The sequence below is a fragment of the Balnearium lithotrophicum genome (assembly GCF_900182585.1).
GTDB classification, from domain to species: Bacteria; Aquificota; Aquificia; order Desulfurobacteriales; family Desulfurobacteriaceae; genus Balnearium; species Balnearium lithotrophicum.
The window spans coordinates 1-25,957 of sequence record NZ_FXTM01000009.1 but is presented as its reverse complement, the minus strand read 5'-3'; the positions used below and the strand labels follow the sequence as shown (position 1 = coordinate 25,957).

The 25,957-nt window shown below is 40.9% G+C and carries 33 protein-coding genes; 10 read left to right on the top strand and 23 right to left on the bottom strand.

What is annotated here, in order from left to right; translation table 11 throughout:
• The first annotated feature begins 1 nt into the window (after position 1).
• Genes FN732_RS04260 through FN732_RS04245 form a run of 4 tightly spaced genes read left to right on the top strand, consistent with a single transcriptional unit; the run spans position 2 to position 2,528 of the window.
• Entirely contained in the window at positions 2-856 is an 855-nt protein-coding gene (locus FN732_RS04260) for a radical SAM protein (protein WP_142935092.1), read from the top strand.
• An 8-nt stretch (positions 857-864) separates the two neighbouring features.
• On the top strand, positions 865-1,362 hold the full coding sequence (locus tag FN732_RS04255) for an ADP-ribosylation factor-like protein (protein ID WP_142935090.1): 498 nt from the start codon (positions 865-867) through the stop codon (positions 1,360-1,362).
• A complete protein-coding gene (locus FN732_RS04250) occupies positions 1,363-1,836 on the top strand; it encodes a hypothetical protein (RefSeq protein WP_142935088.1) in 474 nt (157 codons plus the stop codon).
• The gene (locus tag FN732_RS04245) at positions 1,833-2,528 is read left to right on the top strand and encodes a hypothetical protein (RefSeq protein ID WP_142935086.1); all 696 of its coding nucleotides are present in this window, start codon (positions 1,833-1,835) and stop codon (positions 2,526-2,528) included. Before FN732_RS04250 ends, FN732_RS04245 begins: the two co-directional genes overlap by 4 nt.
• Here FN732_RS04245 and FN732_RS04240 read toward each other — a convergent pair.
• The 3 genes from FN732_RS04240 to FN732_RS04230 are packed head-to-tail and all read right to left on the bottom strand — an operon-like array spanning position 2,511 to position 4,083.
• Complete coding sequence (locus FN732_RS04240; protein WP_142935084.1) at positions 2,511-2,891, bottom strand: roadblock/LC7 domain-containing protein; 381 nt, start codon at positions 2,889-2,891, stop codon at positions 2,511-2,513. The two genes, FN732_RS04245 and FN732_RS04240, sit on opposite strands and share 18 nt — an antisense overlap.
• Before the next feature lie 11 nt (positions 2,892-2,902).
• Positions 2,903-3,724, bottom strand: a complete 822-nt coding sequence (locus tag FN732_RS04235) for an oxygen-binding di-iron domain-containing protein (RefSeq protein WP_142935081.1) — start codon at positions 3,722-3,724, stop codon at positions 2,903-2,905.
• Between the two features lie 17 nt (positions 3,725-3,741).
• Positions 3,742-4,083 (bottom strand): hypothetical protein, encoded by a 342-nt coding sequence (locus FN732_RS04230; RefSeq protein WP_142935078.1) that lies wholly within the window; start codon positions 4,081-4,083, stop codon positions 3,742-3,744.
• 71 nt (positions 4,084-4,154) lie between these two features.
• On the opposite strand from FN732_RS04230, the gene FN732_RS04225 reads away from it, so the two are divergent.
• Positions 4,155-5,099, top strand: coding sequence for a tRNA dihydrouridine synthase (locus tag FN732_RS04225; RefSeq protein WP_142935076.1), 945 nt, complete (start codon positions 4,155-4,157; stop codon positions 5,097-5,099).
• 19 nt (positions 5,100-5,118) lie between these two features.
• Here FN732_RS04225 and FN732_RS04220 read toward each other — a convergent pair whose 3' ends face one another.
• Genes FN732_RS04220 through FN732_RS09695 form a run of 13 tightly spaced genes read right to left on the bottom strand, consistent with a single transcriptional unit; the run spans position 5,119 to position 14,594 of the window.
• Positions 5,119-5,481 (bottom strand): 4Fe-4S binding protein, encoded by a 363-nt coding sequence (locus FN732_RS04220; RefSeq protein ID WP_142935073.1) that lies wholly within the window; start codon positions 5,479-5,481, stop codon positions 5,119-5,121.
• Positions 5,482-5,492: 11 nt separating this feature from the next.
• Positions 5,493-6,575 (bottom strand): hydrogenase large subunit, encoded by a 1,083-nt coding sequence (locus FN732_RS04215; RefSeq protein WP_142935071.1) that lies wholly within the window; start codon positions 6,573-6,575, stop codon positions 5,493-5,495.
• Positions 6,576-6,920 carry an NADH-quinone oxidoreductase subunit C gene (locus FN732_RS04210; RefSeq protein WP_142935069.1) on the bottom strand — a complete coding sequence of 115 codons (345 nt, stop codon included), beginning with the start codon at positions 6,918-6,920 and terminating at the stop codon, positions 6,576-6,578.
• Entirely contained in the window at positions 6,901-7,458 is a 558-nt protein-coding gene (locus FN732_RS04205) for an NADH-quinone oxidoreductase subunit B family protein (protein ID WP_142935066.1), read from the bottom strand. Before FN732_RS04205 ends, FN732_RS04210 begins: the two co-directional genes overlap by 20 nt.
• Complete coding sequence (locus FN732_RS04200) at positions 7,455-8,300, bottom strand: complex I subunit 1 family protein (protein WP_142935063.1); 846 nt, start codon at positions 8,298-8,300, stop codon at positions 7,455-7,457. Before FN732_RS04200 ends, FN732_RS04205 begins: the two co-directional genes overlap by 4 nt.
• Complete coding sequence (locus tag FN732_RS04195) at positions 8,297-10,153, bottom strand: proton-conducting transporter transmembrane domain-containing protein (protein ID WP_142935061.1); 1,857 nt, start codon at positions 10,151-10,153, stop codon at positions 8,297-8,299. The genes FN732_RS04200 and FN732_RS04195 overlap by 4 nt, the downstream gene beginning before the upstream one ends.
• Positions 10,141-10,623, bottom strand: a complete 483-nt coding sequence (locus tag FN732_RS04190; RefSeq protein WP_142935058.1) for a Crp/Fnr family transcriptional regulator — start codon at positions 10,621-10,623, stop codon at positions 10,141-10,143. The genes FN732_RS04195 and FN732_RS04190 overlap by 13 nt, the downstream gene beginning before the upstream one ends.
• Before the next feature lie 58 nt (positions 10,624-10,681).
• The gene (locus tag FN732_RS04185) at positions 10,682-11,923 is read right to left on the bottom strand and encodes a Ni/Fe hydrogenase subunit alpha (RefSeq protein WP_142935055.1); all 1,242 of its coding nucleotides are present in this window, start codon (positions 11,921-11,923) and stop codon (positions 10,682-10,684) included.
• A complete protein-coding gene (locus FN732_RS09710; RefSeq protein ID WP_246051332.1) occupies positions 11,920-12,165 on the bottom strand; it encodes a hypothetical protein in 246 nt (81 codons plus the stop codon). Before FN732_RS09710 ends, FN732_RS04185 begins: the two co-directional genes overlap by 4 nt.
• Before the next feature lie 46 nt (positions 12,166-12,211).
• Positions 12,212-12,682: an NADH-quinone oxidoreductase subunit B family protein gene (locus FN732_RS09705; protein ID WP_246051331.1), complete on the bottom strand. Its 471-nt coding sequence runs from the start codon at positions 12,680-12,682 to the stop codon at positions 12,212-12,214.
• Complete coding sequence (locus tag FN732_RS04175) at positions 12,682-13,560, bottom strand: FAD/NAD(P)-binding protein (protein ID WP_142935052.1); 879 nt, start codon at positions 13,558-13,560, stop codon at positions 12,682-12,684. The genes FN732_RS09705 and FN732_RS04175 overlap by 1 nt, the downstream gene beginning before the upstream one ends.
• The gene (locus FN732_RS09700; RefSeq protein ID WP_246051330.1) at positions 13,505-13,936 is read right to left on the bottom strand and encodes a 4Fe-4S dicluster domain-containing protein; all 432 of its coding nucleotides are present in this window, start codon (positions 13,934-13,936) and stop codon (positions 13,505-13,507) included. The genes FN732_RS04175 and FN732_RS09700 overlap by 56 nt, the downstream gene beginning before the upstream one ends.
• A gap of 31 nt (positions 13,937-13,967) precedes the next feature.
• Positions 13,968-14,594 (bottom strand): hypothetical protein, encoded by a 627-nt coding sequence (locus FN732_RS09695; RefSeq protein WP_246051329.1) that lies wholly within the window; start codon positions 14,592-14,594, stop codon positions 13,968-13,970.
• A gap of 305 nt (positions 14,595-14,899) precedes the next feature.
• Here FN732_RS09695 and FN732_RS04165 point away from each other — a divergent pair, with 305 nt between their 5' ends.
• Together FN732_RS04165 and rpmB are read left to right on the top strand one after the other, a co-directional pair.
• Positions 14,900-15,967: an IS481 family transposase gene (locus FN732_RS04165; protein ID WP_142935049.1), complete on the top strand. Its 1,068-nt coding sequence runs from the start codon at positions 14,900-14,902 to the stop codon at positions 15,965-15,967.
• Between the two features lie 49 nt (positions 15,968-16,016).
• Positions 16,017-16,205 carry a 50S ribosomal protein L28 gene (rpmB, locus tag FN732_RS04160; RefSeq protein WP_142935046.1) on the top strand — a complete coding sequence of 63 codons (189 nt, stop codon included), beginning with the start codon at positions 16,017-16,019 and terminating at the stop codon, positions 16,203-16,205.
• Between the two features lie 16 nt (positions 16,206-16,221).
• Here rpmB and FN732_RS04155 read toward each other — a convergent pair whose 3' ends face one another.
• From FN732_RS04155 to queA, 6 genes are read right to left on the bottom strand one after another with little or no spacing between them, the layout of a single operon-like run.
• On the bottom strand, positions 16,222-16,770 hold the full coding sequence (locus FN732_RS04155) for a redoxin domain-containing protein (RefSeq protein WP_185954240.1): 549 nt from the start codon (positions 16,768-16,770) through the stop codon (positions 16,222-16,224).
• 56 nt (positions 16,771-16,826) lie between these two features.
• Positions 16,827-17,603, bottom strand: coding sequence for an indole-3-glycerol phosphate synthase TrpC (trpC, locus tag FN732_RS04150; protein WP_142935042.1), 777 nt, complete (start codon positions 17,601-17,603; stop codon positions 16,827-16,829).
• Entirely contained in the window at positions 17,578-18,984 is a 1,407-nt protein-coding gene (gene glmU, locus FN732_RS04145) for a bifunctional UDP-N-acetylglucosamine diphosphorylase/glucosamine-1-phosphate N-acetyltransferase GlmU (RefSeq protein WP_142935040.1), read from the bottom strand. Before glmU ends, trpC begins: the two co-directional genes overlap by 26 nt.
• Positions 18,984-19,424: an NUDIX domain-containing protein gene (locus tag FN732_RS04140; RefSeq protein ID WP_142935037.1), complete on the bottom strand. Its 441-nt coding sequence runs from the start codon at positions 19,422-19,424 to the stop codon at positions 18,984-18,986. Before FN732_RS04140 ends, glmU begins: the two co-directional genes overlap by 1 nt.
• Positions 19,424-20,317 (bottom strand): DUF3108 domain-containing protein, encoded by an 894-nt coding sequence (locus FN732_RS04135; RefSeq protein ID WP_246051328.1) that lies wholly within the window; start codon positions 20,315-20,317, stop codon positions 19,424-19,426. The genes FN732_RS04140 and FN732_RS04135 overlap by 1 nt, the downstream gene beginning before the upstream one ends.
• The gene (queA, locus tag FN732_RS04130; protein ID WP_142935035.1) at positions 20,247-21,278 is read right to left on the bottom strand and encodes a tRNA preQ1(34) S-adenosylmethionine ribosyltransferase-isomerase QueA; all 1,032 of its coding nucleotides are present in this window, start codon (positions 21,276-21,278) and stop codon (positions 20,247-20,249) included. Before queA ends, FN732_RS04135 begins: the two co-directional genes overlap by 71 nt.
• An 85-nt stretch (positions 21,279-21,363) precedes the next feature.
• Between queA and trpE the strand changes: the two genes are divergently transcribed.
• Both trpE and dnaB read left to right on the top strand, forming a co-directional pair.
• Positions 21,364-22,839, top strand: a complete 1,476-nt coding sequence (gene trpE / locus FN732_RS04125; RefSeq protein WP_142935033.1) for an anthranilate synthase component I — start codon at positions 21,364-21,366, stop codon at positions 22,837-22,839.
• Positions 22,836-24,284: a replicative DNA helicase gene (gene dnaB / locus FN732_RS04120; RefSeq protein WP_142935031.1), complete on the top strand. Its 1,449-nt coding sequence runs from the start codon at positions 22,836-22,838 to the stop codon at positions 24,282-24,284. The genes trpE and dnaB overlap by 4 nt, the downstream gene beginning before the upstream one ends.
• A gap of 16 nt (positions 24,285-24,300) precedes the next feature.
• On the opposite strand, the gene FN732_RS04115 is transcribed toward dnaB, so the two are convergent.
• Positions 24,301-25,560, bottom strand: coding sequence for a porin (locus FN732_RS04115; RefSeq protein WP_185954239.1), 1,260 nt, complete (start codon positions 25,558-25,560; stop codon positions 24,301-24,303).
• Between the two features lie 95 nt (positions 25,561-25,655).
• On the opposite strand from FN732_RS04115, the gene FN732_RS04110 reads away from it, so the two are divergent.
• Positions 25,656-25,957, top strand: a 302-nt coding sequence (locus tag FN732_RS04110) for a helix-turn-helix domain-containing protein (protein WP_142933554.1), incomplete at its 3' end; no start/stop codon positions are given.

The following is a 25,957-nucleotide window of genomic DNA, read 5'->3' as shown; positions in this document are numbered from 1 at the left end:
TGTGGCAGTTGAGAGGTTGAAGGAGTTTATATCTCCCTGCAGGTTGTGTCCAAGAAACTGTTTGGCAGAGAGAAGTAAGGGCGATGTTGGTTACTGCCGGGTGACGGATAAACCCATGGTCTCCTCCTTTGGCCCTCACTTTGGAGAGGAGCCTGTACTGGTTGGTTGGGGAGGTTCTGGAACGATATTCTTTACGGGGTGTAACTTAGGGTGTGTATTCTGTCAGAACTACCAGATTTCTCACCTTATGGAGGGAGATTACATTACTGTTGAAGAGCTCTCAGAGATAATGCTCTACCTTCAAAAAAGGGGATGCCACAATATTAACCTTGTAACCCCTACTCATCAGGTGACTCAAATCTTTGAAGCTGTTGAAATAGCAAAGACAAAGGGACTAAATGTTCCAATAGTCTACAACTGTGGAGGTTACGAAAGCGTTGAAGTCCTTAGGGAAATTAGAGGATTGGTTGATATCTACATGCCCGATATTAAAACCTTCAGCTATGAGTTTTCAAAAAAGTACTTAGTAGTCCCTGACTATCCAGACGTTGTAAGGGAAGCGGTAATCGAAATGTTTAATCAAGTGGGTCACCTTAAAGTAAACGAGTATGGAATAGCAGAGAAAGGAGTAATGATAAGGCACCTTGTAATGCCAAACTGGACTAATGACAGTTTAGAGATTTTGAACTGGATTGCCGATAACTTAGGAAGGGAAACTTACGTCAACATTATGGACCAGTACTACCCCTACTACAGAGCGTGCGATTTTCCTGAGATATGTAGAAGAATAACAGAAGAAGAATACAGTGTTGTTTATAATTATGCGAAGAAACTAAAACTTAGACTTGCTGTTTAGGGGGTGTTGTGAAAAAGGTTATTGTCTGTGGTCCTTACAATGCAGGGAAAACATCGTTTATAAAAAACGTGAATCCTGAAGAATTTGTTGGGACAGAGGAAAATGAAATAGACATAGAATCGTTAGAGGCGCTCCCCACGACAACTACCGTTGGAGTCGAAATAAACAGTGTTAAGATAAAGGGAAAAGAAATAGTTTTTATCGGTCTTCCTGGGCAAGAAAAGTTTGATTTTATTTGGGAAACAGTCGGGAGCAAATTTGACGGTATTCTCTTCTTAGTACCATCAACAGCAACGCTTAGGGATGCATCTCTATATATTGACTTTTTTAGCCAGTTTGAATCCTTTAAAATTGCCTTTAAAAGGCTTTTGGTAACATACCCTGAGAAGCTTACATCCTCTAAAAAGGAGACATTTTCCCTCTTAGGAGTTCCAATTAAAGTTATTGACCCGACCCAGCAGGAAGAGGTTAAAAAATTTTTAGAAGAACTTTCAGGAGAGATTTAAATGTTTGGGCTTTTTAGAAGGAAGGAGGAACAGGAGGTAAGGAATTTAAGAGAACTCTTTGAAAAAAGGTCAGAAGAGGTAGAGAACACTGCTTGGATATCAACCGCTATTGTCGGAACGGATGGCCTTAAAATTTTTTTAAAAAAGAGGAACGATAACTATAATGTGGAGAGATTGTTACCCTATGCCCAGAAACTTTTTCAAAGTGCTCTTAAATTTCATGAAAAATCTCATCCGGGACTTAAAATAGCCAATTTTGAACCGCCGAGGGTGCTAATTTATCAGATGGATACAAGAGAGATTGTTTTTGTAGTTAAAGGATTCTCAAAAAAGCTGGACTTCTTTGTTGTTTATATTGTTGACCCCGAACTATCCCCTCACTTTTCAATAGATAAAGGTTTAAAGAAACTTCGCAGTTGGGTTTTTAAAATATCACAGGATATTGACAAAATTTTAGGACGAGGTAAACATTGACCTTTCAGGAAGTTCTCTTTGGTCTTCTTTCAGTTCATACAAAGAAAACTCTTTTAGTTAAAGGTAAAGACTGGAAAGGGGAAGTTTCGATAAAGGGAGAGAATATTATAGATGTGGTAGTTGAAAATGATGGGATTTTGGAAGGGATAGAGGGACTGAAGTTCATCTTTGATAGGGAAAACGAAATAAAATCTGTAGATTTGATGCCGTTAAAGGTTGAAAAGGGAAGGTGTCAAATTGGGCAGATGGAGCTGTTCTCTCTTTTATCTGACAAATTTGAACTTCCAGGAGAGGAACTTTCTACTGACATTGGTGATTTCTCTGAGACAATTCAAACTGAAGAAAACATATTGAGAGAAGATAAAGGAACTACATCGGAGATAGAAAGGGAAATTCTGCGAGTAAGTAGCGAATTCTTTGACCAAAAAAGTATAAAGTATATTATCACTAACGAGTCGAATAATTCAGAAATTAAAGTTTCTATTGTAGATTTGATAAAGGAAACGTTAGCCTATAAAAACTGTAGCGAAGGGGAAATAGTTGAGACTTTCTCTAAATATTTTCTCCTCATAGTTTACAGTGGAGAAAACTTTATAGCATTGATAATAGACTCGAAAGAGCTCCCCGACTTTAAGTTAAATGAACCTTTCATTATTGGGGAGCTCCGAAAACTTCTAACTTCCCAAAATTGAGATAATCCTGCTTGCTGCATCCTCGATTTCTATATTAAGGAGTCCTATATTTGCATCCTTCTTGACAACTGTAACTAAAATTGCTCTCCTTCCAGTTCTTCTTGCCATAATGTTTTCCCTCTCGCAGCGAACGAGAACATCCTGAAAGTCTCCTGCCTCAACAAGTTTTGAAAGTCTATCTGACGTACCGACAACAGCAGCTGCCATAGCTGCAAGTTTCTGGGCATTCAAGTCACCTTTCATCAAAAGGGAAACTACAACCTGACCGTCAGGAGTAGCAATAAGAGCTCCAAGAAGGTCACTTCCAAGAGAATCTGACAAATCTGATAAAACCTGCTCCAACATCTCCTTTTTGCTTGCCATGGCTCCTCCATCTAAATTAAATCGCTTAAAACTATCTGAATTGGAGACTCCTCATAGAGGAGGTCAATTCCACACTTCAAGTTTTCTAAAAATTCAAGGGCATCCTTCACAAACTCCTTTGGTATTATAGAACCGTGCTGTGGAACTATAGCTTCAATTGGGAAGGGCTTGATTTTATCGACGAAGTACTTTAGTGCCTTATTCGAAGCCATATAGTAGACGTGGAAGTACATCATTTCTGTCTTGTGCCTTTCAAAATTAGAAACGATAAGCTCCCACTTCTGTTGGATTGCAGCGAAAATGTCCCCAGAAAACAGCAGTTTAGATTTTGAATCGTAAGTAACAAATGCATCAGGAAAGTGAAGGAATGGAGCTGTAAGGAAGATTAAAGTACTTCCATCTCCAAGCTCAAGCATCGTATCATCCAAAACGCTAACGTCCAACCATTTAACTTTGTTTCTATCAAAACCGTAGTAGGGAAGAAGAACTTTAGTCCTTGGAGTAGTTACGATTGTTATTTCCGGATTAATCTCCAACCACTTAGGAGTAGACCCTGCAACGTCAGGGTCCTGGTGATGAGCAACAATATGGGTAACCTCTTTAGGATCTATAAGCTGTGAAACCCTATCCTTAACCTGAGGAAAGTGCTGGATTCCTCCTGGGTCTAACAGGACGTTCTTGTCCCCTGATGAAATTAGGTAAGCATTGCACCTAAATATAAAATCCTCAGAACTTCCAACCCAAGCCACTCTGTGGTTCTCATCTTCATAAAGAACAACTGGTTTATTTAAATCAATATTTCCGCCCTTTAATTCTTCAATTTTTAGTCCCATGACAACCTCAGATTGGATTATTTAGTTAATTTTTGAATGTACTCGTGTAGTTTATAACGTGTAAAGCCAAGATTTGCATCACTTTGAAGAATTGCAACTTGGAAAATTTCCTCATTGTAGAAAATTCTAACTAAAATAAATATTTCTGTTGTGCTCATAAGTATTTCTTTTGGCATTCCTATGGAGTATTCTCCTAAGTTCTTGTATATTGTTAGATACTCTTTAACAATATTTTTTATGTTGTCCAAAATTTTTTGTGTTTCTTCGCCGAAGGAATCTATTAAATCACCGTTAAATTTAACTGCAGCATAACCTAAGATGAAAGGTATTTCTTCCCTGGCTAAATTTGAAACGTTCATATTTACCTCCTAACCGTTAAACCGTTTAGTTTATTGTATCATGGCAAAGAATTAAAACTGAGGTTTAGACCATGGAAATAAAAAGAGAAGTAATTCTTGCTCCTATGGCTGGTTATACCCATTCTGCATTTAGGAGATTGTGCAGAGAGCTTGGAACAGATAGAGTCTACTCTGAGCTCATAAATGCAACTGGGCTAATCTACGGAAGGGAGGAGAGGGAGCTCCTCTACTTTACAGAAGAGGAAAGACCTATCCACCTTCAACTTTACGGCAGGAATCCTGAGGAGATTTCAGAGGCGGCAGTAAAGGTTGTGAAGAAGTACAAACCCAATGCAATAGACATAAACTTTGGCTGCTCTGTAAAAAAGGTCTTAAAGGCAAAGGCGGCAGGATATCTGCTTCAGTTTCCAAGGGAGATGGGAAGAATCGTTGAAGAAACGGTAAGAGCCCTTAAACCCTACGGTACTCCTGTAACTGCAAAAATAAGACTTGGTTTTTACGAGGATAATCTGGAAGAGATTGCTGAAGAGCTCCTAAAGGCAGGAGTATCGGCGATTGCTCTTCATCCAAGAACTGCAAAACAGGGATTTTCTGGAAAGGCAGACTGGAACAGAGTTAAGGATTTGAAGAGATTGGCCGGAAATATTCCAGTAATAGGAAGCGGCGATGTAAGAAGTTGGAGGGAGGTTGATGAGAAGTTTGAAGAAACTGGATGTAATGGAGTAATGATAGGTAGAGCAGCAGTTTCAAATCCCTGGATTTTTAAAGAGTATAAGGAAAAGAAAAGTTACACAGCAAGTATTTCAGAACGGGTTGACTTTATACTTAAGGAGCTCTTCTTAATGTGGGAGTTCTTTGAAAGAGAAAAAGCATGTAAAGTTATAAAAGCCCAGATAAGCCAAATATTTAAGGGAATAAAAGGGAAGGCGAAAATCAATAATAGAATCATGAGAAGTAAAACCTGCAAGGAGCTTATTGAGAATTTGGAAGAAGTTAGAAGAGGGAATACAACTTAATCTGTAAGGAGGAAATTAGTTAACTTTTAGATATTCCCTCTATTTTGTCCCAATTTGGAACCTCTTCGTGTGTGGCTGGAGGAGCTACATCCTCGATTTGTGTGAGACAACCCTGTTTAGGACAAGCTCTGACACACTCTCCACAGTATATACACAGGTAGGGATTATAGTGGAATTTCTTTGAACCATCTGAACTGGAGGTAAATTTTATGGAACCAGGAGGACAGACCATTTCACATCTTGTACAGAATATACACAGTTCCTCCTTATACACTATAAGGCCTCTGTAATTTGGAGGAGGTGGAGAGGGTTCTTCAGGATATTTAACAGTTGCAGGCTTCTTAAATAGGTTTTTGATTGATTCTATAAACATTTCCTTCATTCTTTCTCCTCCTACCTTGCAGTACATGATAAACAGGGGTCAAAGCTTATGACTGTTGCTGGAACGTCTGAGTAGTCCATTCCAACAAAAAGTTCCTTCATTACTGGAATGTTTGAAAATGTAGGAACCTTTATTCTTAATCTATCAAGTACCAGTTTCTTACTTGCTTTGATATAGTAAAAGAGCTCTCCCCTTGGAGCTTCCACCCTAACAAACATTTCACCCTTAGGTAAGCCCTTTACAGAAACCTTTATATTTCCTTCTGGTAGTCCCTCTAAAGCATTTTCAACCATTTCAATTGAGTTTAAAACTTCATCTGCTCTAACTAAGTTTCTGGCATAGATATCTCCCTCAGTTCTCGTTATAACTCGTAATCCGACCTCTTTGAAAGGAAGGTATCCTGTTTCCCTCATATCAATTTTCAGTCCAGAAGCCCTTGCAGGAGGCCCAACTACGTTGAGCTCCTTTGCCATTTGAGGTGTAACAACTCCCGTTCCTTTCCATCTATACTTTAGAGTGTAATCATTTTCAAAAATGTCTCTTAATTCACAACATTTTTCCTTTAAGAGAATCAGCTTTTCTTTAAGTTCTTTTTCAACCTCAGAACTTAAATCTCTGTTAACTCCGCCGAGCGCTGCATAGTCAAACTGGACTCTATTTCCCGTCAGGAGCTCAAGGAGCTCCATTATCAATTCTCTCTCTCTAAAGGTTTTCATAAAGAGATTTTCATACCCCGCAGCTTCGACAGTGTGTCCCATTGCAAAAAGATGAGAGTGTATTCTGTCAAGTTCGCTTACAATTAGTCTGAGGTAGAGAGCCCTTTTAGGAACCTCAATCCCCATTAGTTTTTCAATAGAAGTAACGTATCCTAACGTATGGGAAATAGCACAGAGTCCGCAGACTCTTGCAACTACGTATCCGACCTGCATGTACTTGAACTTGGTCATACAGGCCTTTTCTATTCCCCTGTGAACGTATCCCACATCAACATCAACATCTACTATTTTTTCGTTTCTTGTTTGAAAAACAAATCTTATAGGTTCTGGTAGAGCTATGTGCTGACTTCCAAATGGTATGGTTATTCTGTTTCCCATTTAACCTCTCCTTAAAGGTGCTTGAGGACTATCTGGTTCTAAAAACAATCCCTTCCTTGCTCCTTCAACGTTTAAACCTAAAAGGTCTGCAAGTTCCCACTCTGCTATCCAGGCTGAGGGAACTATGTAAGTTATAGTTGGGACTTCATCGTTATACTCAGCTTCAGAAACAAAAACAGTATACCTGTTAACGTCTTCATAGCTCGCGAAAAACCATTTAAGTTTTACTTTCCCACCCAAATCTGTTCCATTGACGGTTATAAAGTGCCACTTTTCAGGGTCGTAGAAATCTTTGATGGCCCTCCTTATATCCCTTAAAGGCAACTTAATCTCCTCTATCTTCATTGCACCTCCTCAATCCATCCAAGACAAGCTTTCTTCTGTTGAGCTGCTTTCCTAAGAGATACTCAGCACCTTCAAGACCTTTTGAACACTTACATTTACGTGGAAACTCAATCTCTTTATTTTTCTTTTCTAAGATTTCTAAGGCCTTCACAATACCATCTATTATCATCTCAGGCCTGGCAGCACATCCCGGAACGTAAACATCAACGGGAATAACTTTATCTACACCGTTTTCAACGTTGTACATTCCCCTGAATACACCTCCGGTACAGGCACAAGCTCCAACTGCTACTACAACTTTTGGCTCAGGAATTTCCATGAACAGCCTTATCAATCTTTCCCTTGCTCTCTTTGTCACAGGACCAGTTACGAGAAATATGTCTGCCTGTTTAGGGTTCCCTCTGTTAAGGGCTCCAAACCTTTCGATATCGTACTTTGGAGCTAAGCAGGCAAGAATCTCAATGTCACAACCGTTACAGCTTCCTGTGTTGTAGTGAAGTATCCATGGGGACTTTTTCCTGAAAACTTTTAAGTTCATTGAATCCTCCAGAGAGCTAAGAGCATTACGTTGGTTGCAACAAGAGGAATTAGTATGTACCAATGAAACGAAACCATTTGCCTGAAATTAACCCTCATTGTTGAGTTATCTATAAGGTTTACTAAAAGAAACGACAGTAAAACAAGAAGAAGTCCAAGCCAGTAGTGATTTCCTGAGAACAGGAAAATAAAGAAGAACACGTAAACGTACTCAAGCCACTTTCCAGTATAAACGGCCTCGTAGAACTTTCCTGAGTACTCAATTTCGGATCCACCTATTATTTCTTGATGGGCTTCCGCAACATCAAAGGGGGATTTCTCAAGTACAGCTGGGATGGAAAGGATGAATGCTACAAAGACCAAAGGTAAATAAAGAAGGGGAATGAATGGAGATTTTAACATTTCTGAAATCTGGAAGGTCCCTGTTACAAGGTACAGTCCTGCAGCGGTAAGTACGAATATTGGTTCGTAAGCAAGCATATGGGTCAGCTTTCTGATACTCCCAACTACGGAGTAGGGAGACCTTACGCTAAAACCTCCAAGAACCAAAAAGGCAAGAGAAAGAACGTGAAAGAATATTGCTATTAGTATATCGCCACCTGCCAATAGGACGTAGAGGGAAAACCACGTTCCTATCAAGTACATGATTCCCATGAATGCGTGGAACGAGTGAATAATCACAGGTCTTTTATCCATCAGCTTGAGGAAATCGTAAAAAGGCTGAAGAAGAGGAGGCCCAATTCTATTTTGCATCCTTGCCCTTAAAACCCTTTCTATTCCGTACACAAATCCTCCTACAATAGGAGAAAGAAGGGTAGCTATTATCGAAAATAAATTTGTCATACCAGTCCTCCTCCTAAAATGAGAGTGAGGATGAAAAAGGCAATAGATATTGTTTCTACAAATGGCTCAAGTTTTGAGATACATACAAAATCATAGGTTCCAATTCTTAACTGGAGGTTTTCCCCACATGTATACTCGTATATTTTGTCTGCTCTAAAGTGAATGAAGTAGGCCAGTAGAGGAACAATTATCAGTAAAAGTATTGCTCCAACAATCTGCCAGCCGAATAATTTTGAGTAGGGAGTAGTGAGGGTGAGGCCTTTTGCTTCTATCATAGGAATTTCATGTGTAATCTCCTTTACTATTGGGGATATAAAGTCTGTACTGAGGTGAGCTATGAAGATTGAACCCAAGATGGCAAGTGTTAAATAGGTGCTTGTAGTTAAAAGATACGTTAGCGGAAGCTTCTCCAATTTAAAGCTTACAAACTCACCTCTTTTCCTTGAAATTACACCTATAACTTTAAAGTAAAGGACAGTTAAGATAACCCCTCCAACAGTTATGAGGATAACAGACGCTATGTACGCCCCGTGGTAGAGGAAATTACAGGCTTCCTCAAGCGTTATCCACTTTGCTACAAATATTCCATACGGAACAAGTGTCATATTCATAAAACCAAGCACAATAAAAAGAACGGTGATAGGAGCTCTCTCTACAAGCCTCCTCATATCCTCTATGTACTTTGCATTAAACTCCTTCTCCATAATTCCAGCTTCCAAAAAGAGAAGGGCTTTTACTATTCCGTGGAAAAGAATCAAAAGGAGGGATGCTGTAACAGCAACGGGGCTTCCAATACTTGCAGTTAGCATCATGAGGCCCAACAGGGAAATTGTTGAGTAGGCAAGAATCCTCTTAAAATTTTCCTGAGTTAGAGCCAGAAGGCCGGCCGCTACAAATACAAATCCCGTCGTCACAATGAGAAGTTTGGCAAGGAGGGTCCCCTTTATTACAGGTGAGAGTCTGAGTATCAGATAGGGAGCAACCTTCACCATTGTGGCTGAGTGGAGAATTGCACTAACGGGAGTTGGAGCTACCATAGCTCCCAACAGCCACCTGTGAAAGGGCATTTGAGCTCCCTTTACAAGGGCAGAAATTGAGAGAAATCCAAAGGGAATCATAGAAGCAGTAGGAATTCCTAACTTAAGGAAATCTGTAAAGAAAAACGTTCCATAGTATTTGACTGCAAAAAGTATGGAGAGGAGGATGGCTACTCCTCCAATCTGGTTCATCCAGAGAGCTCTAAGAGCATTTTTAATGGATACTTCATCCCATCTAAACCTGATTAAGACGTAGGAAGCGAGAGTTGTTGTTTCAAACAGTGCAAAGAACCATTCGATGTTATTAACAGAGACTATAAAGTTCATAACCCCTAAAAACCAGAGAAGCACTGATACAAACCTATTTTCCCTACTTAAGTCCTCCTGTTCCATATACTTTGTTGCGTATATACAGATGATTGAACCGACAATTGAAACCAAAAAGTAGAAGAAGACTGTCAGCTTATCAACATAGATTGAAGGTGTTTCTGAATGGGGCAGTATTAGAAGAGCCCACGTAAGTAGGAATACTTGGAATATGACAAGAATAAAGACTAAGAAATTTTTAAATCTTACTCCCTGGAGTAGAAAATAACCGAGTAGTAGATAATCAAATACAGTGACTGCTGTTTCCATCCAATCAGGTGTTTCAATAAAAATGGGAAGGTGAGAATTCCATACGATGTACGATAGGCCTGTAAGTAGAGGAAGGGACAAAAAGGTTATAAATTGTCTCAACCTGTGGTTGGATGAGAGAAAAACTAAAACAGATAGAATCCAAGGAACAACTATTAACATTCCAACTATCTTCTCCATCCTTGTCCTCCAACCCTAAAAAAGCAGAATATATCTGCAAACTTCTTATCCTCCTCTTTAAGCCTTTCAGAAACAATTCCATTAATGATTTCAATTAACTTTATTGCAAGTTGGGGATAGTTACTCTTTAGAAGTTCGTACTTCTCTCTTGAAAGCGAGAGAGCCCTAACATCATCTTCTGCTATAGCTCTAAGTGAGTGTGGTGTTCCAAGGAAGAAGGCACACTCCCCTAAAGGAACTCCTCCGTGAACTTCAGCTACCTTTGTTAGATTTCCAAAGTTATCGTTTCGGTATAGACCTATCTTCCCTTTCCTTATGAAGAAAAATTCATCTGCTCCACTGCCCTCTTCAAAGAGGGCTTCTCCCTTTTTAAAAGAGACCTCATTAAGAAACTCCGATAGTACTTCCTTCTCTTTTTCGTTAAAAGTTGAAAAGAGCTTACATTCGTTCACAAGAGATGTCTTAACCATACCTCACCACCTCAACCATCTGTTCTTCTCCACCAAACTGGTGGACAGCACAGGCAATTCACGGGTCGTAGGCCCTTACAAGGATTTCTGCTTTCTTTTTAAGTTCACTGTCATTAAGTTCTGGATAGAGTTCTATGAGTTCCTTCAAATCCTTCTCTATCACCGACTGAAGTTGAGCTGTTGGAGTTATGATGTTGGCACCGATGCACCTTCCCTCTTCGTCAAACGTGTACCTGTGGTAAAGGGTTCCTCGAGGAGCCTCCTTTACTCCGTAGCCCGTTCCCTTTTTTGGATGGAGCTTTACCTTTCCTGTAAATGGGTAGCTTTTGAGCAAATCCTCAACTATATCCAAACCCTGATAGGAGAGTTCCAACATCTCAATAGCTCTCGATAGGTTTGCAAGTAGCGTATTGTCGGTGGGAAATCTGTTTTTGAGAGTTTGTATTCTCTTCTTTACCTCTCCTGAAAACTTCTCAATGTAGTGATTTACCCTTGATAGTGGACCTATGAGATAAGGTTTTCCCTTTATTGTGGAGTACTTAGCAGTACTGTAATCCGATACCTTTTCCTCAACAAAAATTTCGTACTCCCTCTTTGTAAAAAGAGTTCCATCGGAAAGGAACAGTTTGTCCCCAATAAGGGAAAATTTCTCAGAGTCTATGCACAGTCTTAAAGAGTGTTCTTTGTTAGTTTTTTCATAGTTGAAAGAATCAAATAAGGAGATAGTTGCTTCTATCTCCGGAATCACCCTGTAGAGAAGCTCTCTAATTTCTTCAAGTTCCTCCTTTTTAGGTATTGATTCAAATCCCCCAGGAACGATATTCTCCCCGTGGACCGTTTTTCCTCCTATTATCTTCATTATTCTGTTTCCAACGTCCTTTATGAAAAATCCCCTCTTAACCACGTTGGGATAGTCGTTGGCCATTTCCAAAGTTGAACCGTACCCCATAAAATCTGGAAGGACAAGGAAATAAAGGTGTAGAGCGTGGCTTTCCAGGAATTCCCCTACTGTGAGGAGTTCCCGAAGAAGTTTTATTTCGTCAGGAATACCTGCCTTAAAGGCATCCTCGATTGCAAAACAGGAGGCCAATCGGTGAGATACGTAGCATATTCCACATATTCTTGAAACAATCTTTGGAACTTCGGTGAATAACCTTTCCCTCGTAATGTACTCAAAAAACCTTGGTCCTTCTGTAAATCTCAGCTTTATCTCCTTCAATCTATCATTTTCGAAAACAATGCTGACAGCTCCGTGACCTTCAACTCTCGTTAGGTGATTTATGTTTACTTCCTTTCTCATTTCACTGCTCTCCTGTTGAGTTTTGAAAGTTCCCTCTGAACATCTACTCCACCAAAAACCTTAGAAAAGTTGATGGCATCCTTTTCCTTTAATCCACACTCTTCAAGAAGGGAAAGCATCTCGGCAAGGTTTGGGAAATCACAGCTTCCCCGACATCCCTGGCAACCGACTCTTCTCTCTGTGCAGGGAGCCCCACATCCAGCCTGAGTAACCGGTCCTAAACAGGGAATTCCTTTAAGCAATAAACAGTCATTTTCTGAAAGCTTACACTCATGGCAGACGGGAATCTTAGGGCCTTATACCGTTAAGCAGGAAGGAAACTGCATAGATAAACTGTTTTTTATCGAGTGGACATCCAGGAAGTTCATAATCCACCTTCACTACTTCCCTAAGAGGTTTTGCCTTAAATACCTTTATTGGAACACCTTTTTCTCCGTAGACCTCCCTTATCATTTCCTCAAGGGATACCTCATCGTTTCTCTGGGCCTGAACTCCTCCGTAGCAGGCACAACTTCCTATAGCAACAAGGAGTTTTGAATTTTCCCTTCCCTTCTTTACCAATTCTTCATCTAACTCGGATGATACAGAGCCTTCAACAAAAAGGATGTCAAGGTTTTTAATAGAATTGCTGTCTTTCGCAAGGGGGAAAAATGAAAAATCAACCCTACCTAACAAACTGATAATTGCATCCTCACAGTTGAGGATTTCACACTGACACCCTGAACAACCTGTTAGTCCTAATATTCCTACCCTTACCATCAGATCATCTCCGGGAGATTTTTTGTATCCCAAAGGGGAAAAACGGGACCATCAATACAGGCGAACTTGTATCCGATTTGGCAGTGACCGCACTTACCTATTCCACACTCCATTTTCCTCTCAAGGGAAACAAATATTTGACTTTCCGGATATCCGTTTTTGAGAAGTTCCTTCCCTATAAACCGATAGGCTACAGGAGGTCCGCAGACTGCAACGTAGGTTTCCTCCGGATTTAGTTTAACTTCAGAAATGACCTCTGTTAAAAGCCCCTCCCTCTCGGTCCATCTCCTATCTTCCTCATTTTCAATTCTGTCAAGGATGTAGATACATTTAACGTCCTTTCTTTCTCTTAATCTCCTGAGTTCTTCCTTATAAAGGACAGATTCAAAGTTTCTCGTTCCGTAGAGGATGTAAACTTCTTTAAAAAGCTGTCTCCTGTCCAAGATGTACCAAATGAGTGAACGGAGAGGAGCTATTCCCAATCCTCCTGCAATAATTAGAACGTTATGTCCCTGCATTATTTCCACTGGAAAACCGTTTCCATAGGGACCCCTTATTGCAGCGAAATCCCCGGGTCTCATTCTGTGTAAAACTTCTGTTTTCCTTCCTACCTTCCGTACTGTTAGTTCGATAGTTCCTTTCCTCGTGGGAGAGGAACAGATAGATATTGGGATTTCTCCGGCTTTTGGAACTGTAATCATTACGAACTGTCCGGGAGTGTGATTCCACTTTTCATTGAGTTCATCATCTGTAAATACAAAGGAAAATTTCTTGTGGTCTGGAGCCAAATCTTCAACGTCAGTTATAAGAACCTTTTGTGGTTTAAACGGGTCTTGTGGTAATGGTTTCGTCAGTAACTTTTCGAACTCCTTCTTCATTACCCTCTCCCTTTAACTTTTTAAGTGTTTGGACTATGCTGATTTTTGCTGGACACTCAGCAGAGCACCTTCCACACCCCACACAGCCGAATTTACCTACTTGGTATGGGTAACCTACAAACTTGTGGTAGTACCTGTGCTTAAACCTATCTGAACGTTTTGGCTTGAAGTAGTGTCCACCGGCTACTAAGGAGTAGTATGGATACTGACATGAGGTTGTGAACTCAATCCTTGAGACAGTTCTTCCATCGATACTTGGGATATCGACAGAGGAGTAACAGAAACAAGTTGGACATACGTTGGTGCAGGTTCCACATCCGAGACACCTTTTCGCTTCCTCCTCCCAAACTTGTGACTCGTACTCAAGTTCTATCACTTGGGAGATTCTGCTCAGTTCTGGAGTATCACTAAAGAGCGTTTTTTTTTCGTGATGAGGTTTTTTTATAGAGGTTCAAGTCCTCTTGAGTAATTTCTCTAAGTAGGTGTTTAAGGGAGATTAATACTTCATCCCCTTTAGGACTTCCTACCGTAATGAAATAGTCATTTCCAATATCAGTTAGAAACAGGTCCCAGTTAGCACCATCGGGAAACGCCGTTCCCGTTGATAAACAGAAGCAGTATTCATCAGGTTTACACGAAACTCCGATTAAAATTGTTTTTCTTCTAACGTCCAAATATTTGGGGTCTGGATTTTCCTTTAGGTAGATTGAGTCAAGAATCGTTATTCCATGGAGGTCGCATGAGTGAATGCCGAAGATAACTTGGTTCTCGGTGAAAGGGGGATTTTCAAACTCCAAAGTTTCCAGGTTGTAGGAAAATCTCTCCCTTCTGTAAGGAAGGAGAAATTTCTTTGGCGGGAGGATGGTTCTCGTATAGTTTAATTCCACTTCATCAACGTTCTCAACTCTATCGAATACGAATTTTTCACCCTTTCTCTTTGGGGCAATTAAGGTTCCGAAGTTTTTAAGTCCTTCTAAAAACTCCTTTAGGTCTGCTTTGGAAAGTATCTTTGCTTTATCCAAGTGAAATTCCACTTCTATCCCCCTTTAAGAGATATATGTGGAAGTATAAAAAAACAGTTTTATTTAGTCAAATTTTTATAAATTAAGCAAAATCTTATATGATTAAGCAATCTATATATAAAATATTCTTTATGTTAGTAATAGAAACTAAGTAGTGATTTGAAGACTTAGTGCATTTCTTTATCATGCAGTACAATGAATAGGATACTTGGACCTTACGATTGACTTTATTGTTTTAACAATTTCTGTTGAAGTTCAGAAAGAAGGTGGACACCCTAAAATAAGATTTGAACTCCAACAAAAGGAGGTGTCCACCAATGAAACAATTAAAGAAATTCAAAGGAGCATCCCTGCACATATCAAATACACCCTTCAGAAAAACAATCAAAAGAGGAACGAAAATAAAAACAAAACTCGACCTAACAAAAGACCCAAACGTGAGAAAAAGACTTAAATGGATTCAACATTACGAAAAACACCAAAATGCAAGACTAACCTGCAGATACTTCGGAATAAGTCCAACTACCTTCTACAAATGGAAAAATAGATACAAAAAGTACGGTTTAGAAGGCCTCAAAGACAGAAACAAAAGACCCCACAGAGTAAGACAACCTCAGATAGAACCAGAACTTGAACTTCTCATAATCACAGTGAGGGAAAAATTCCCTACCTGGAGCAAAGAAAAAATATCAGTCTTTATAGAAAAGTACCTCGACATAAAAGTCTCTCCTTCAACCATCTACAGAGTTTTAAAGAGAAACAATCTGATAGAAAGAACCAGAAAACTCACATGGAACTTTAAGAAAAGAAAACAAGTAGGGAAAAAGAACCGCACCAGAAGAGGACTTAGAGCCGATAAACCCGGAACAGTCCTCATAGACGTCAAATACCTCTACTGGTGCGGAAAAACCTTCTACCAATTCACAGCTATAGATAAATTCACCAGAATAGGCTTTGCAAAGATTTATTCTACAAAAAGCAGCAGGAGTGGGAAACGATTCTTTCAAGAACTTGAAAAGTTTCTTCCCTTCAAAATAGAAAAGGTTCAAACTGACAACGGAAGTGAGTTTATAGGAGAGTTAGAGGATTACCTTAAGGAGAGGGGAATAGAACACTACTTCAGCTATCCGAGGTCTCCCAAGACCAATGCACATGTTGAAAGGTTCATACAGACGGTGGAGAAGGAACTGTGGATGATAGAAGGGACTGAGCCGACAGTTGATGAAATGAACAGGAAACTATTTAGGTATCTAAGCTTTTACAACTTCGTTAGGCCTCATCAAGGTCTTGGTTATAAGACTCCAGTAGAGAAGTTTGAGGAATATATTAAAAAACTCCAGGGTGTCCACCATGTATTGAACGAGAACAATGTGTTGAAACTTTGAAAACTTAGTGATAAATTAGCCGATGCATTTTTAATATAGGAGGTTTTAAATGGCAAGATGTGCTATATGTGGAAAGACAAGTATCTTTATTAATCAGGTTAGCCACTCTCACAGGGTTTCAAGCAAAAAGCAGAAGGCAAACCTTCAAAAGGTAAAGGCTGTAGTTAATGGAGAGAAGAAGAGAATCTGGGTGTGTACTAAGTGTCTTAAAGCCGGAAAAGTTCAAAAAGCAATTTAGAGCGGCTCCCTGCCGCTTATCCTTTTTTTTCCTTGTTTAATGACTTCAAAAGTTCGTTAAGCTCTAAAACTAATTTTTCCGTGTTCTCCCCTTCTATATGAGGAGAGAAGTATCTTATAAAGCCATATTTATCAATTATTAGCATTGATGGAACAGAAATTTCCTTAATTTTACTCTTAAACTGTTTAAAAACATAGCTATCTGCACTTACTATCGTCTTCTTGATGTGAAGTAATTTCTTAAAAGTTTCTACAAAAGCAAAGTCTGAATCATTGACACTGATAATAATAAATTTTGTCCTTTTCAAATTAAGTTTTTCAACTTTGGATGCTAATGCTTCTGTAAATGGAGAAAAGAGACTATCAACAAAAACTACAATGATATTGTTTCCATTAAACTCCTCTTTGGAGATTTTCCTATTCTTGACTGGTATAGAAAAGTCGGGAGCTAAAATTTTGTTTATCTCTATAGAGTATGGTTTTGGTTGGATCTTTTCTCCTTTTAATTTAGGAATAGGAACATTCTTGGGAATCTGCTTCCGAACAGGTCTCTTTTTGGGAATCAAAATGTACCAGTCTGCAAAGGCATTTGAGGTAAAAAGGAAACAGAGCAATAGGATTCTCAAGAAAGCCAACTTTTTAGAACCTCCTCAGGATTTTCACTTCTCATCAACGTTTCTCCAATGAGGAAGGCATCCACTCCTGCCTCTTTAAGTTTAATTATGTCCCCCTTCCCCTTTATTCCACTCTCGGAAACGGCAATCTTCCCCTCTTCCTTTATTAAGGGTAGGAGCCTTAGTGTTGTTGAGAGGGAGACGTTGAACGTTTTTAGGTCCCTGTTGTTTACTCCCACTATCTCTGCACCTGCCTTTAGAGCTCTCTCCACCTCCCACTCATCGTGGGTCTCAACCAAAGGCTCCATTCCAAGTTCCCTACCAAGTTCTATAAAGTCCTTAAGTTGAGAATCGGACAGTATTGAAACAATCAGGAGGAATGAGGATGCCTTTAAAGTCTTTGCACCGTAAATTTGAAATTCATCTACTATGAAATCCTTCCTCAAGACAGGCAGATTAACACTTTCTGCAACCTCAACCAAATACCTTGGAGAACCTTGAAAGAATTCCTTGTCAGTCAAAACAGATACAGCAGCAGCTCCTCCTCTCTCGTAGGCCTTTGCTATCTCAACAGGGTTGAAATCTTCCCTTATAACTCCCTTTGAGGGTGAAGCTTTTTTAACTTCGGCAATTATGTTAATTCCCTCTTTCGAAAGGGCCTCCTTAAAATTGAAGGGAACTTCTCTCCTTTCAGCCTCGTCTATAAGGACGGGTATGTTGAAATTCTTTTTTACCTCTTCAATCTCCCTCTTTTTGTACTCAACTATCCTTTGAAGAATGTTCATCTTCAGCCCTCTTTTTGAGTTTTTCCCTTATCCTTTCAGCCTTGCCAGGGTAGTTAACCTGTTTAGCCCTTGCCACCGCCAGTGAATTTTCAGGAACGTCCCTGTTAATAACAGAACCTGCAGCCGTAATTGACCAGTCCCCCACTTTTACAGGAGCTATAAAAATCGTATTGCTCCCAACGAAAACGTTCTTACCAATATCCGTAAACCACTTTTTAAATCCATCGTAGTTACAGGTAATCGTTCCAGCTCCAATATTTGTGTTCTCTCCTACTCTACAGTCACCTAAGTAGGTCAGGTGGTTGGCCTTTGCTCCCCTTTCAAGGTGAGCCTTTTTTGTCTCAACAAAAGTTCCAATCTTTGCCCCTTCATCCAAAACAGTTCCTGGTCTGAGCTTTGCAAATGGCCCAACACTTGCTCCCTTCCTTAAAAGAGCTCCCCTCATCCAGCAGTGGCTCTCAACTGTAACCTCATCACCTATTTCTGAATCCCCTATATCGGAGAATGCTCCTATGTAACAGTTGTTTCCTATTTTGGTCCTTCCCCTTATAAAGACGGGAGCAAATATTTCTGTATCCCTACCTACTTCAACATCTGGCTCAATGTAGGCAGTTTCTGGATTGTGGATGGTTACTCCCGACAGCTGGAGCTCCTTAACAATTCTCCTCTGAATCTCCCTCTCTGCAACTGAAAGCTCGTACCTGTTGTTTACCCCCATGACGGAGGAGAAGTTATCGGTTACAACTTCAACAACTTTGTAACCCTTTTTCTTAAAAATCTCAAGAACATCTGTTAAGTAGTACTCTCTCTGAGAATTTTCGTTCCTTACCTCCCTTAGAGCCTCAAAAAGCTTCTTAGAATCAAAGGAGTAAACACCGGTGTTTACTTTTCTTATTTTCCTCTCTTCCTCACTTGCATCCTTCTCTTCAACAATTCTTACCACCTCTCCATTTTCCTCAATAATTCTCCCATAGCCCTTAGGATTTTCGGTCACAGCAGTTAAAACGGCCATATCTCCGTTAGTTTCCGCCATTCTCCTTATGTCTTCACTTTTAATTAGAGGCATATCCCCGTTCAAGACGACCAATTTTCCACCGTAATCCTTTAAGTACTCGTACGTTGAGAGAACTGCATGTCCAGTGCCTAACTGTTTTTCCTGAACGGCCACTTTGACGTTAGGGAACTCGCTCCTTATAAAATCCTCAACCAACTCTCTCCTATGACCTGTAACAACAACTACTTCGGAGGCTCCAGATTCTAATGCAGACCTCAAAACGTACCAGAGCATCGGTTTTCCAAGTATCCTATGGAGAACCTTTGGGAACTTCGATTTAAATCTGGTTCCCTTTCCAGCTGCAAGGATTACAACTTTGAAATCCATTAAATCCCCCTAAACACCGCACTTTTGTCTGAAAGGTAATCCCTTAGGATTTCTGAATGGTCAAAGACCAACTTATCAAGTGGAACTTCATCGTACCTGTAAATCCTCGCTACCTTTGCATCGTCACTACCCCTTGGAATACCCCTCGCAACACACTCAAATACAACGGAAACCACGTGGAACCTAGGGTCCCTTTCAGGGTCGGAGTAAACTCTAAACTGCCTCAATGCTACAACATCAAGTCCCGTTTCCTCCTTCATCTCCCTCAAGAGAGCTCTCTCTACACTCTCCCCAACTTCAACAAACCCGCCGGGGAGGGCCAAACCAACCGGAGGATACTTCCTCTCTATTAGAACGATACCCTCAAATTTTCCATCTTCACTCTGAATATTTATAATTCCATCGACTGCCAAGTAAGGAGTTTTAGGTTGAAATGGCATCACTCACCTCCAAATTCTCCACTCATTAACTTTTCAATTAAATTCTCTCTCTTTTTTTTCTCCATCTCCTTCTCTAAGTCAAAGTTCTTTCCCTTTGCCTTTACTAAAACAGCACTTACACTCCCTATTGCAACTTCAGCAACAACCTTTATCGGAATGTGCCTCTCATCGGCAGAGAACCAGAAAACCACCTTTCCCTTTCTCTTGAAGGCTCCCTCAGGTGACAGGTTGTTTGATGGAATAACCTTGTAGGCTTCTATCTTCCCAAACAGTGTATCTATCTTTCTCTTATCTACAACTTTGAAGCTTACGTTCTGAAACCTCCCTCCTGCAAAAAGAGGAAAAACTGTTGTTTTTCCAACCTTAAATATCCCGTACTTTCTGAAAAAGAAAGTTGCCGTTACTATGTCCTCAAAGGGAAGAAAGGGAATTTTTATAAACTTTATCTGAACTTTCTTCTTCTTGGGGTGAATCTTTTCGTACTTTACAATTTTTCTTCTCAAATCGTAGGTGTAAACCCTGTTCCTCTCGTAGTCCCCCTCCTTTTGAAATATGTAGGTTCTTTCTGGACATAATGTTTTTTCGTTCCAGATTGAGTACCCTTCATCTGATATCCTCTGAAACCACGATGCAATTCCCGCAGTGGAAGCCCTTCCCCAAATTTTAAGCCTTCCTTCACCTATCCTCTCAACTTTCGATTCAGAATCTGCAACGTGAAATATTGTCCAGTAGAGACGATACTTTAAAACCTCTCCGTCAAAGTCGTAGTTTGAAGGTTCTTTTGAGATAACAATTTCAGGTTTATAATTTGAACTGTACGCCTTAAACGATAAACATAGCGTCACCGTAACTGTAAAAGCGATAACCTTCTTTAACAGCTTCCCTGTAAGCATTTAACACTTTCTCCTTTCCTGCGAATGCACTTACTAACATTAAAAGAGTTGACCTTGGTAGGTGAAAGTTCGTTATTAGGGCATCTATAACCTTAAATTTGTATCCTGGATATATAAACAGGTTTGTCACTCCTTCACCAGGTTTCACATTTCCAAACTCATCAGAGGCACTTTCAAGTGTTCTGACAACGGTCGTTCCAACTGCGATAACCCTCTTTCCCTTCCTCTTAGTCTCCTCTACAGCTTTGGCAGTCTCCTCTGGAACAAAGTATGTTTCGTAGTCCATCCTGTGTTCCTCTACATTTTCAACCTTAACAGGCTTAAAGGTTCCAGGACCAACGTGAAGCGTAACAGGTTTAATTATAATTCCCTTTTCTTTGAGTTTCTCTAAGAGCTCCTTCGTAAAGTGCAAACCTGCAGTAGGAGCAGCAACGGCTCCCTCCCTCTTAGCAAAAACCGTCTGATACTTTTCCCTGTCTTCTCTTCTCTCCTCTCTCTCTATGTAGGGAGGCAGTGGAACGTGGCCAATCTCCTCAAGTTTTTCCATAAAGGTCTTATCTCCAACAAGTTCAAATTCAACCAGTCTCTTTCCCTCTCCTGAGTATCCCCTTACAACTCCTGAGAGTTCATCATCAAAAATTAATCTCTTTCCCTCCTTCAACTTCCTTGCAGGCCTTGCCATAACTTCCCACAGGTCTGGTTCTATTTGGCGGATTAAAAGGAGCTCCACCTTACCACCTGTATCAAGCCTTCCAAAAAGCCTTGCAGGAATAACCTTTGTATCGTTAATGACTAAAAGGTCTCCCTCTTCAAGGTAGTTTATAATATCCCTAAATACCCTGTGCTTAATTTCTCCTGTTTTTCTGTGGAGAACCATTAATCTTGAAGAGTCCCTCGGCTCTGCGGGAAACTTCGCAATTAGCTCTTTTGGAAGTTCGTAATCAAACTCACTTACCTTCACACTTACTCCGAGATTTTGTTCTTGAGTAATATAGTAATGAAAATGGTATAAGTTCCTTTTACAAATCTCAAATTGGAGAAGCTGTATGTTGGAAGTTAAAGAGATTGAAGAACTTTCTAAAGAGGGATTTAATTTATTCCCTATTTCAAAGAGTTTCTTGGCTGACCTTGAAACACCCCTATCTGCCTTTTTAAAGTTGAAAAGATTAGGTGCCTTTATGCTCCTTGAAAGCGTTGAGGGTGGAGAGAAGTGGGGGCGATTCTCGATAATCGGTTTGGGAAACTACATTACCGTTAAGAGCAAGGGAAAGTTTGGAGAAATTAACAGGCTCGGAAGAATAGAAGTTGTTAAACATGAGGACCCCTTGGAGCTCCTTAGAGGCGTGTTCAACTCCATTAAAACCTACAAAACCGAGAACCTTCCAAAGCTTTGGGGTGGTTTCTTCGGCTACCTGGCCTACGATGCTGTAAAGTTCTTTGAACCAAGGGTTAACGTTAGAAGCGATAAGGAGGACTCCTACCTTTACGATATGATATTTACTCTGCCGGAGGCCCTCCTCATATTTGACAACGTAAACCACCTCATAACTGCCGTTTCTTTCGTTTTCACGGAAAAGGGTGAGGTTGAAAACGAGTACAGGAGAGCTCTTTCGAAGTTGGAAGCCATCGAGAGGAGTTTAAAGAAACCTCAGGAGTTTCCAAAAACTGAGCCTGTAAAATCCACCTCAGACTGGAAAGTGAACGTTTCAGACGAGGAATTTAAGACGATGGTAAAAAGGGCTAAGGAGTACATAAGGAACGGCGATATAATCCAGGTTGTCCTCTCAAGGAGGTTTGAAAAGCCCTTTTACGCCGACCCTTTAAGCCTTTACAGAGCTCTCCGCCACATTAACCCTTCTCCCTACATGTACTATTTGGACTACAGCAACTTTCAGATTGTTGGAGCCTCTCCCGAGGTTTTGGTTAGAGTTGAGGACAAAACGATTGAAACGAGGCCAATAGCCGGAACGAGGAGAAGGGGAAGAACTCCTCAGGAGGATAAGGAGTTAGAGAAGGAGCTCCTTTCAGACGAAAAGGAGAGGGCAGAACACATAATGTTGGTTGACCTTGCAAGGAACGACGTTGGAAGGGTAGCGGAGACGGGAAGCGTTAAGGTCACAGACCTTATGGTGATTGAGAGGTACTCACACGTCATGCACATAGTTTCAAACGTAGTAGGAAAGTTGATGAAGGATAGGGATGCCTTTGATGTTTTGAAGGCCTGTTTTCCCGCCGGAACTGTTTCTGGAGCTCCAAAGGTGAGGGCAATGGAAATAATTGATGAGATAGAACCCTCAGAGAGGGGAGTTTATGCAGGGGCAGTTGGCTACTTCTCGTTTGATGGAAATATGGACACTGCAATTGCAATAAGGACTGCCGTTGTTAGGAGGAACAAGGTTTACGTTCAGGCCGGAGCTGGAATCGTTGCAGATTCAGTTCCAGAACTTGAGGCAAAGGAGACGTTGAACAAGGCCAGGGCCCTATTTAGAGCAGTTGAACTGGCAGAGGGAGGACTTGAGTGAGCAAACTCTTCGACCTTGAAGCTGAGTACTCGGTTTTAGGAACGATGATTGTTCAACCCTCGTATTCATTTAGAGGGGTTGAGCTACTTAACCCTGAGGACTTTTTCAAGGAGGAGCACCGAAATCTCTTTAGGTTCGTAAGAGACCTAATTGCGGAGGGTTACACTGAATCACAACTCAACGAGATTTCATTTAAGGACGAACTTGAAAAGAGGGGTCTGCTTGAAAAGGTAGGAGGGGAAAACTACCTCCTTCTCCTGATTGAGTATGCCCTTGAGAACTATGAAAAGTTTGAGTCAGCGTGCAAAATTGTTAAGGATAAATCCCTCCTTCGTAGGATTGTCAGAGTCGGAAAGAGAATAAACGAACTCGTTGAGGAGACCCCTGACCCGGAGCTTCTCATAGAAACACTTGAGAAGGAGGTCTTCTCCCTTTCTGAGGACAGGGTTACAAACTCCTTAGTTCACGTGGGTGATGTAATACCTGAGATAATCAGCCAGATAGAGGAACTCGCAAGTAGAAGGGAAGTAGTCACGGGACTCCCGACGGGCTTTTTCCAGTTAGACCAGATGACTTCTGGACTGCAGCAGTCAGACCTCATAATTTTAGCTGCCCGCCCCTCTATGGGAAAGACGGCGTTTGCCCTCTCCATCGCCTACAACGTTGCCGTAAGGGAGGGGAAAACCGTTGCATTTTTCTCCTTAGAAATGTCGAAGGAGCAGCTTATAACAAGGCTCATGGCTCAGGATGCCAAGATTCCCCTTCACAAGATAAGGAGCGGTTTCCTAAAGCCACAGGAGATTGACCTCCTCCTGAAGTCTGCGGATAAAATTTCACAGGCTCCCATTTTTATAGACGATACTCCGGGAATATCAATCCTTGAAATGAGGGCAAAGGCAAGGAGGCTCTTAGCAGAGAAGGGATTAGACCTCATAATAGTTGACTACCTTCAGCTGATGAAGGGAGTTAAGAGAACCGAGAGTCGCCAACAGGAGGTTTCAGAAATATCCCGCTCCTTGAAGGGACTTGCAAAGGAGTTAAACGTTCCTGTAATTGCCCTTTCCCAGCTCTCCCGTCAGGTCGAGCACAGGGCAGACAAAAGGCCTCAGCTTTCAGACCTAAGGGAGAGTGGAAGTTTGGAGCAGGATGCAGACATAGTCCTCTTTATTCACAGGCCGGAAGTTTACAAGAAGAACCCCGACCCAGAGGAACAGGGAATTGCCGAGATAATAATTGCTAAGCAGAGGAATGGTCCTATAGGAACTGTCAGACTCGCCTTTATAAAGGACTTGACAAGATTTGAAAACGAGGAACCTGAAGCAGTTAAGGTTGAAACCTCTCTTCCTGAGAGCTCTGAGGAGGCCGTACCCTCCTTTTCCGATGAGGAACCTTTTACGGACCTTGGGGACTTTTCCTTTGACGATGACGAACTGTTTGAATTTTAAAGGGGGAGCCTCCCCCTTAGAATAGAAGCTGGAATTCCGTCACAAACAGGTCGTTGTCAACTTCCTCACCGTGTCGCTCGTTAGCCCACGTGTAGGACGACCTTAGAGCAGCCTGCCAACCATCCAACAGGTAGTAGAAACCTAACGTTGTGTAGTCAACATCACGGTTGTCATCTACGTCGTCGTTAGGGTCAACGTACGAGTATCTTCCAACTAAGTGGAGTTTTGAAAATACGGGAGCTCCCCAGTTAAACTGGAGGTAGTAACCCTTAGCATTTCCAATTGAAACATCTTTTCCGTTGCTATCCTTTGCATCAGATGGATTGTCGTAGAGATATCCAGCCTCAAGAGAAAGTCTGTAGGGTTTAAGTGTCAGATTTGTCTCCACGTCTAAGAGGTGTCTCTTTAAGGAAGCTACACCGTAAGACTTTTTATAACCTTTACTTTCACTGTCGGTACCAAAAGTTCCGCCTACTCTTAGTCTCCAGAAGAGGTTTTCACTGTTTAACGCTACCGTATCGAGGGCTACTGTGTACAGGTAATTTTTGTCCTTGTTGTAGATTTTATCCTTGTTGGTCCAACCCTCTCCGTTGAAGATGCCTGCAGTTAACTTCGTCCCGTTAAACGGAAGTTTGTACGTAACGGATACTCCAACATCCCTCCAAACCGGAGCAATCTGGTTTACTGCAACGGGCCTTTCGGGAATCCAGAGCTCCGTTCCACTCTTTAGGTAGGACATCGAGACCGGAATTTTAAACTGACCAGCCTTTATCGAAACGGGAAAGTTAGAAAGACGGTACTTTACGTAGGCATCCCAGAGTTCAACCTTACTACCCCTGTCTGCCCTTATCTGAATCCCGTAAGAGAATCCATCGTTAAGTTTTCCCTTAACGTTTAACCTGGCTTTTCTCACTGTAAATCCGTTTCCCGGGTCTCCAAATAATGTCTTCTGTCCCTCCTTCAAGTCCTCAGACTGGGAAAACCTAAAGAGAACCCTTCCTCCTACCTTCACCTTTTCTGTTTTCTTTCTTAAAGGAACAACCCCTCCTCTTTCCGTTAAAAGCCTTTTAAGCTCTCTGTTTTCCCTTTCGAGCTCCTGAACCTTCTTTTCTAAGTTCTCAATTTTCTGGAGTATCTCCTCCTGTGAAAGAGGAGCTCCAGCAGAGGGTAGTGCCTGAAGAAAAGAAAAATGCTTGCCAGTAAGAGGGACCTCCTCATGGAATCCTCCTTGTTTAATTATATTGTGAAAGCGGATTATACAAATTGACTTAATCAATATTAAATTTCCAATTTTGGGGAGTATTGAAGTTCAGAAAGAAGGTGGACACCCTAAAATAAGATTTGAACTCCAACAAAAGGAGGTGTCCACCAATGAAACAATTAAAGAAATTCAAAGGAACATCCCTGCACATATCAAATACACCCTTCAAAAAAACAATCAAAAGAGGAACGAAAATAAAAACAAAACTCGACCTAACAAAAGACCCAAACGTGAGAAAAAGACTTAAATGGATTCAACATTACGAAAAACACCAAAATGCAAGACTAACCTGCAGATACTTCGGAATAAGTCCAACCACCTTCTACAAATGGAAAAATAGATACAAAAAGTACGGTTTAGAAGGCCTCAAAGACAGAAACAAAAGACCCCACAGAGTAAGACAACCTCAGAT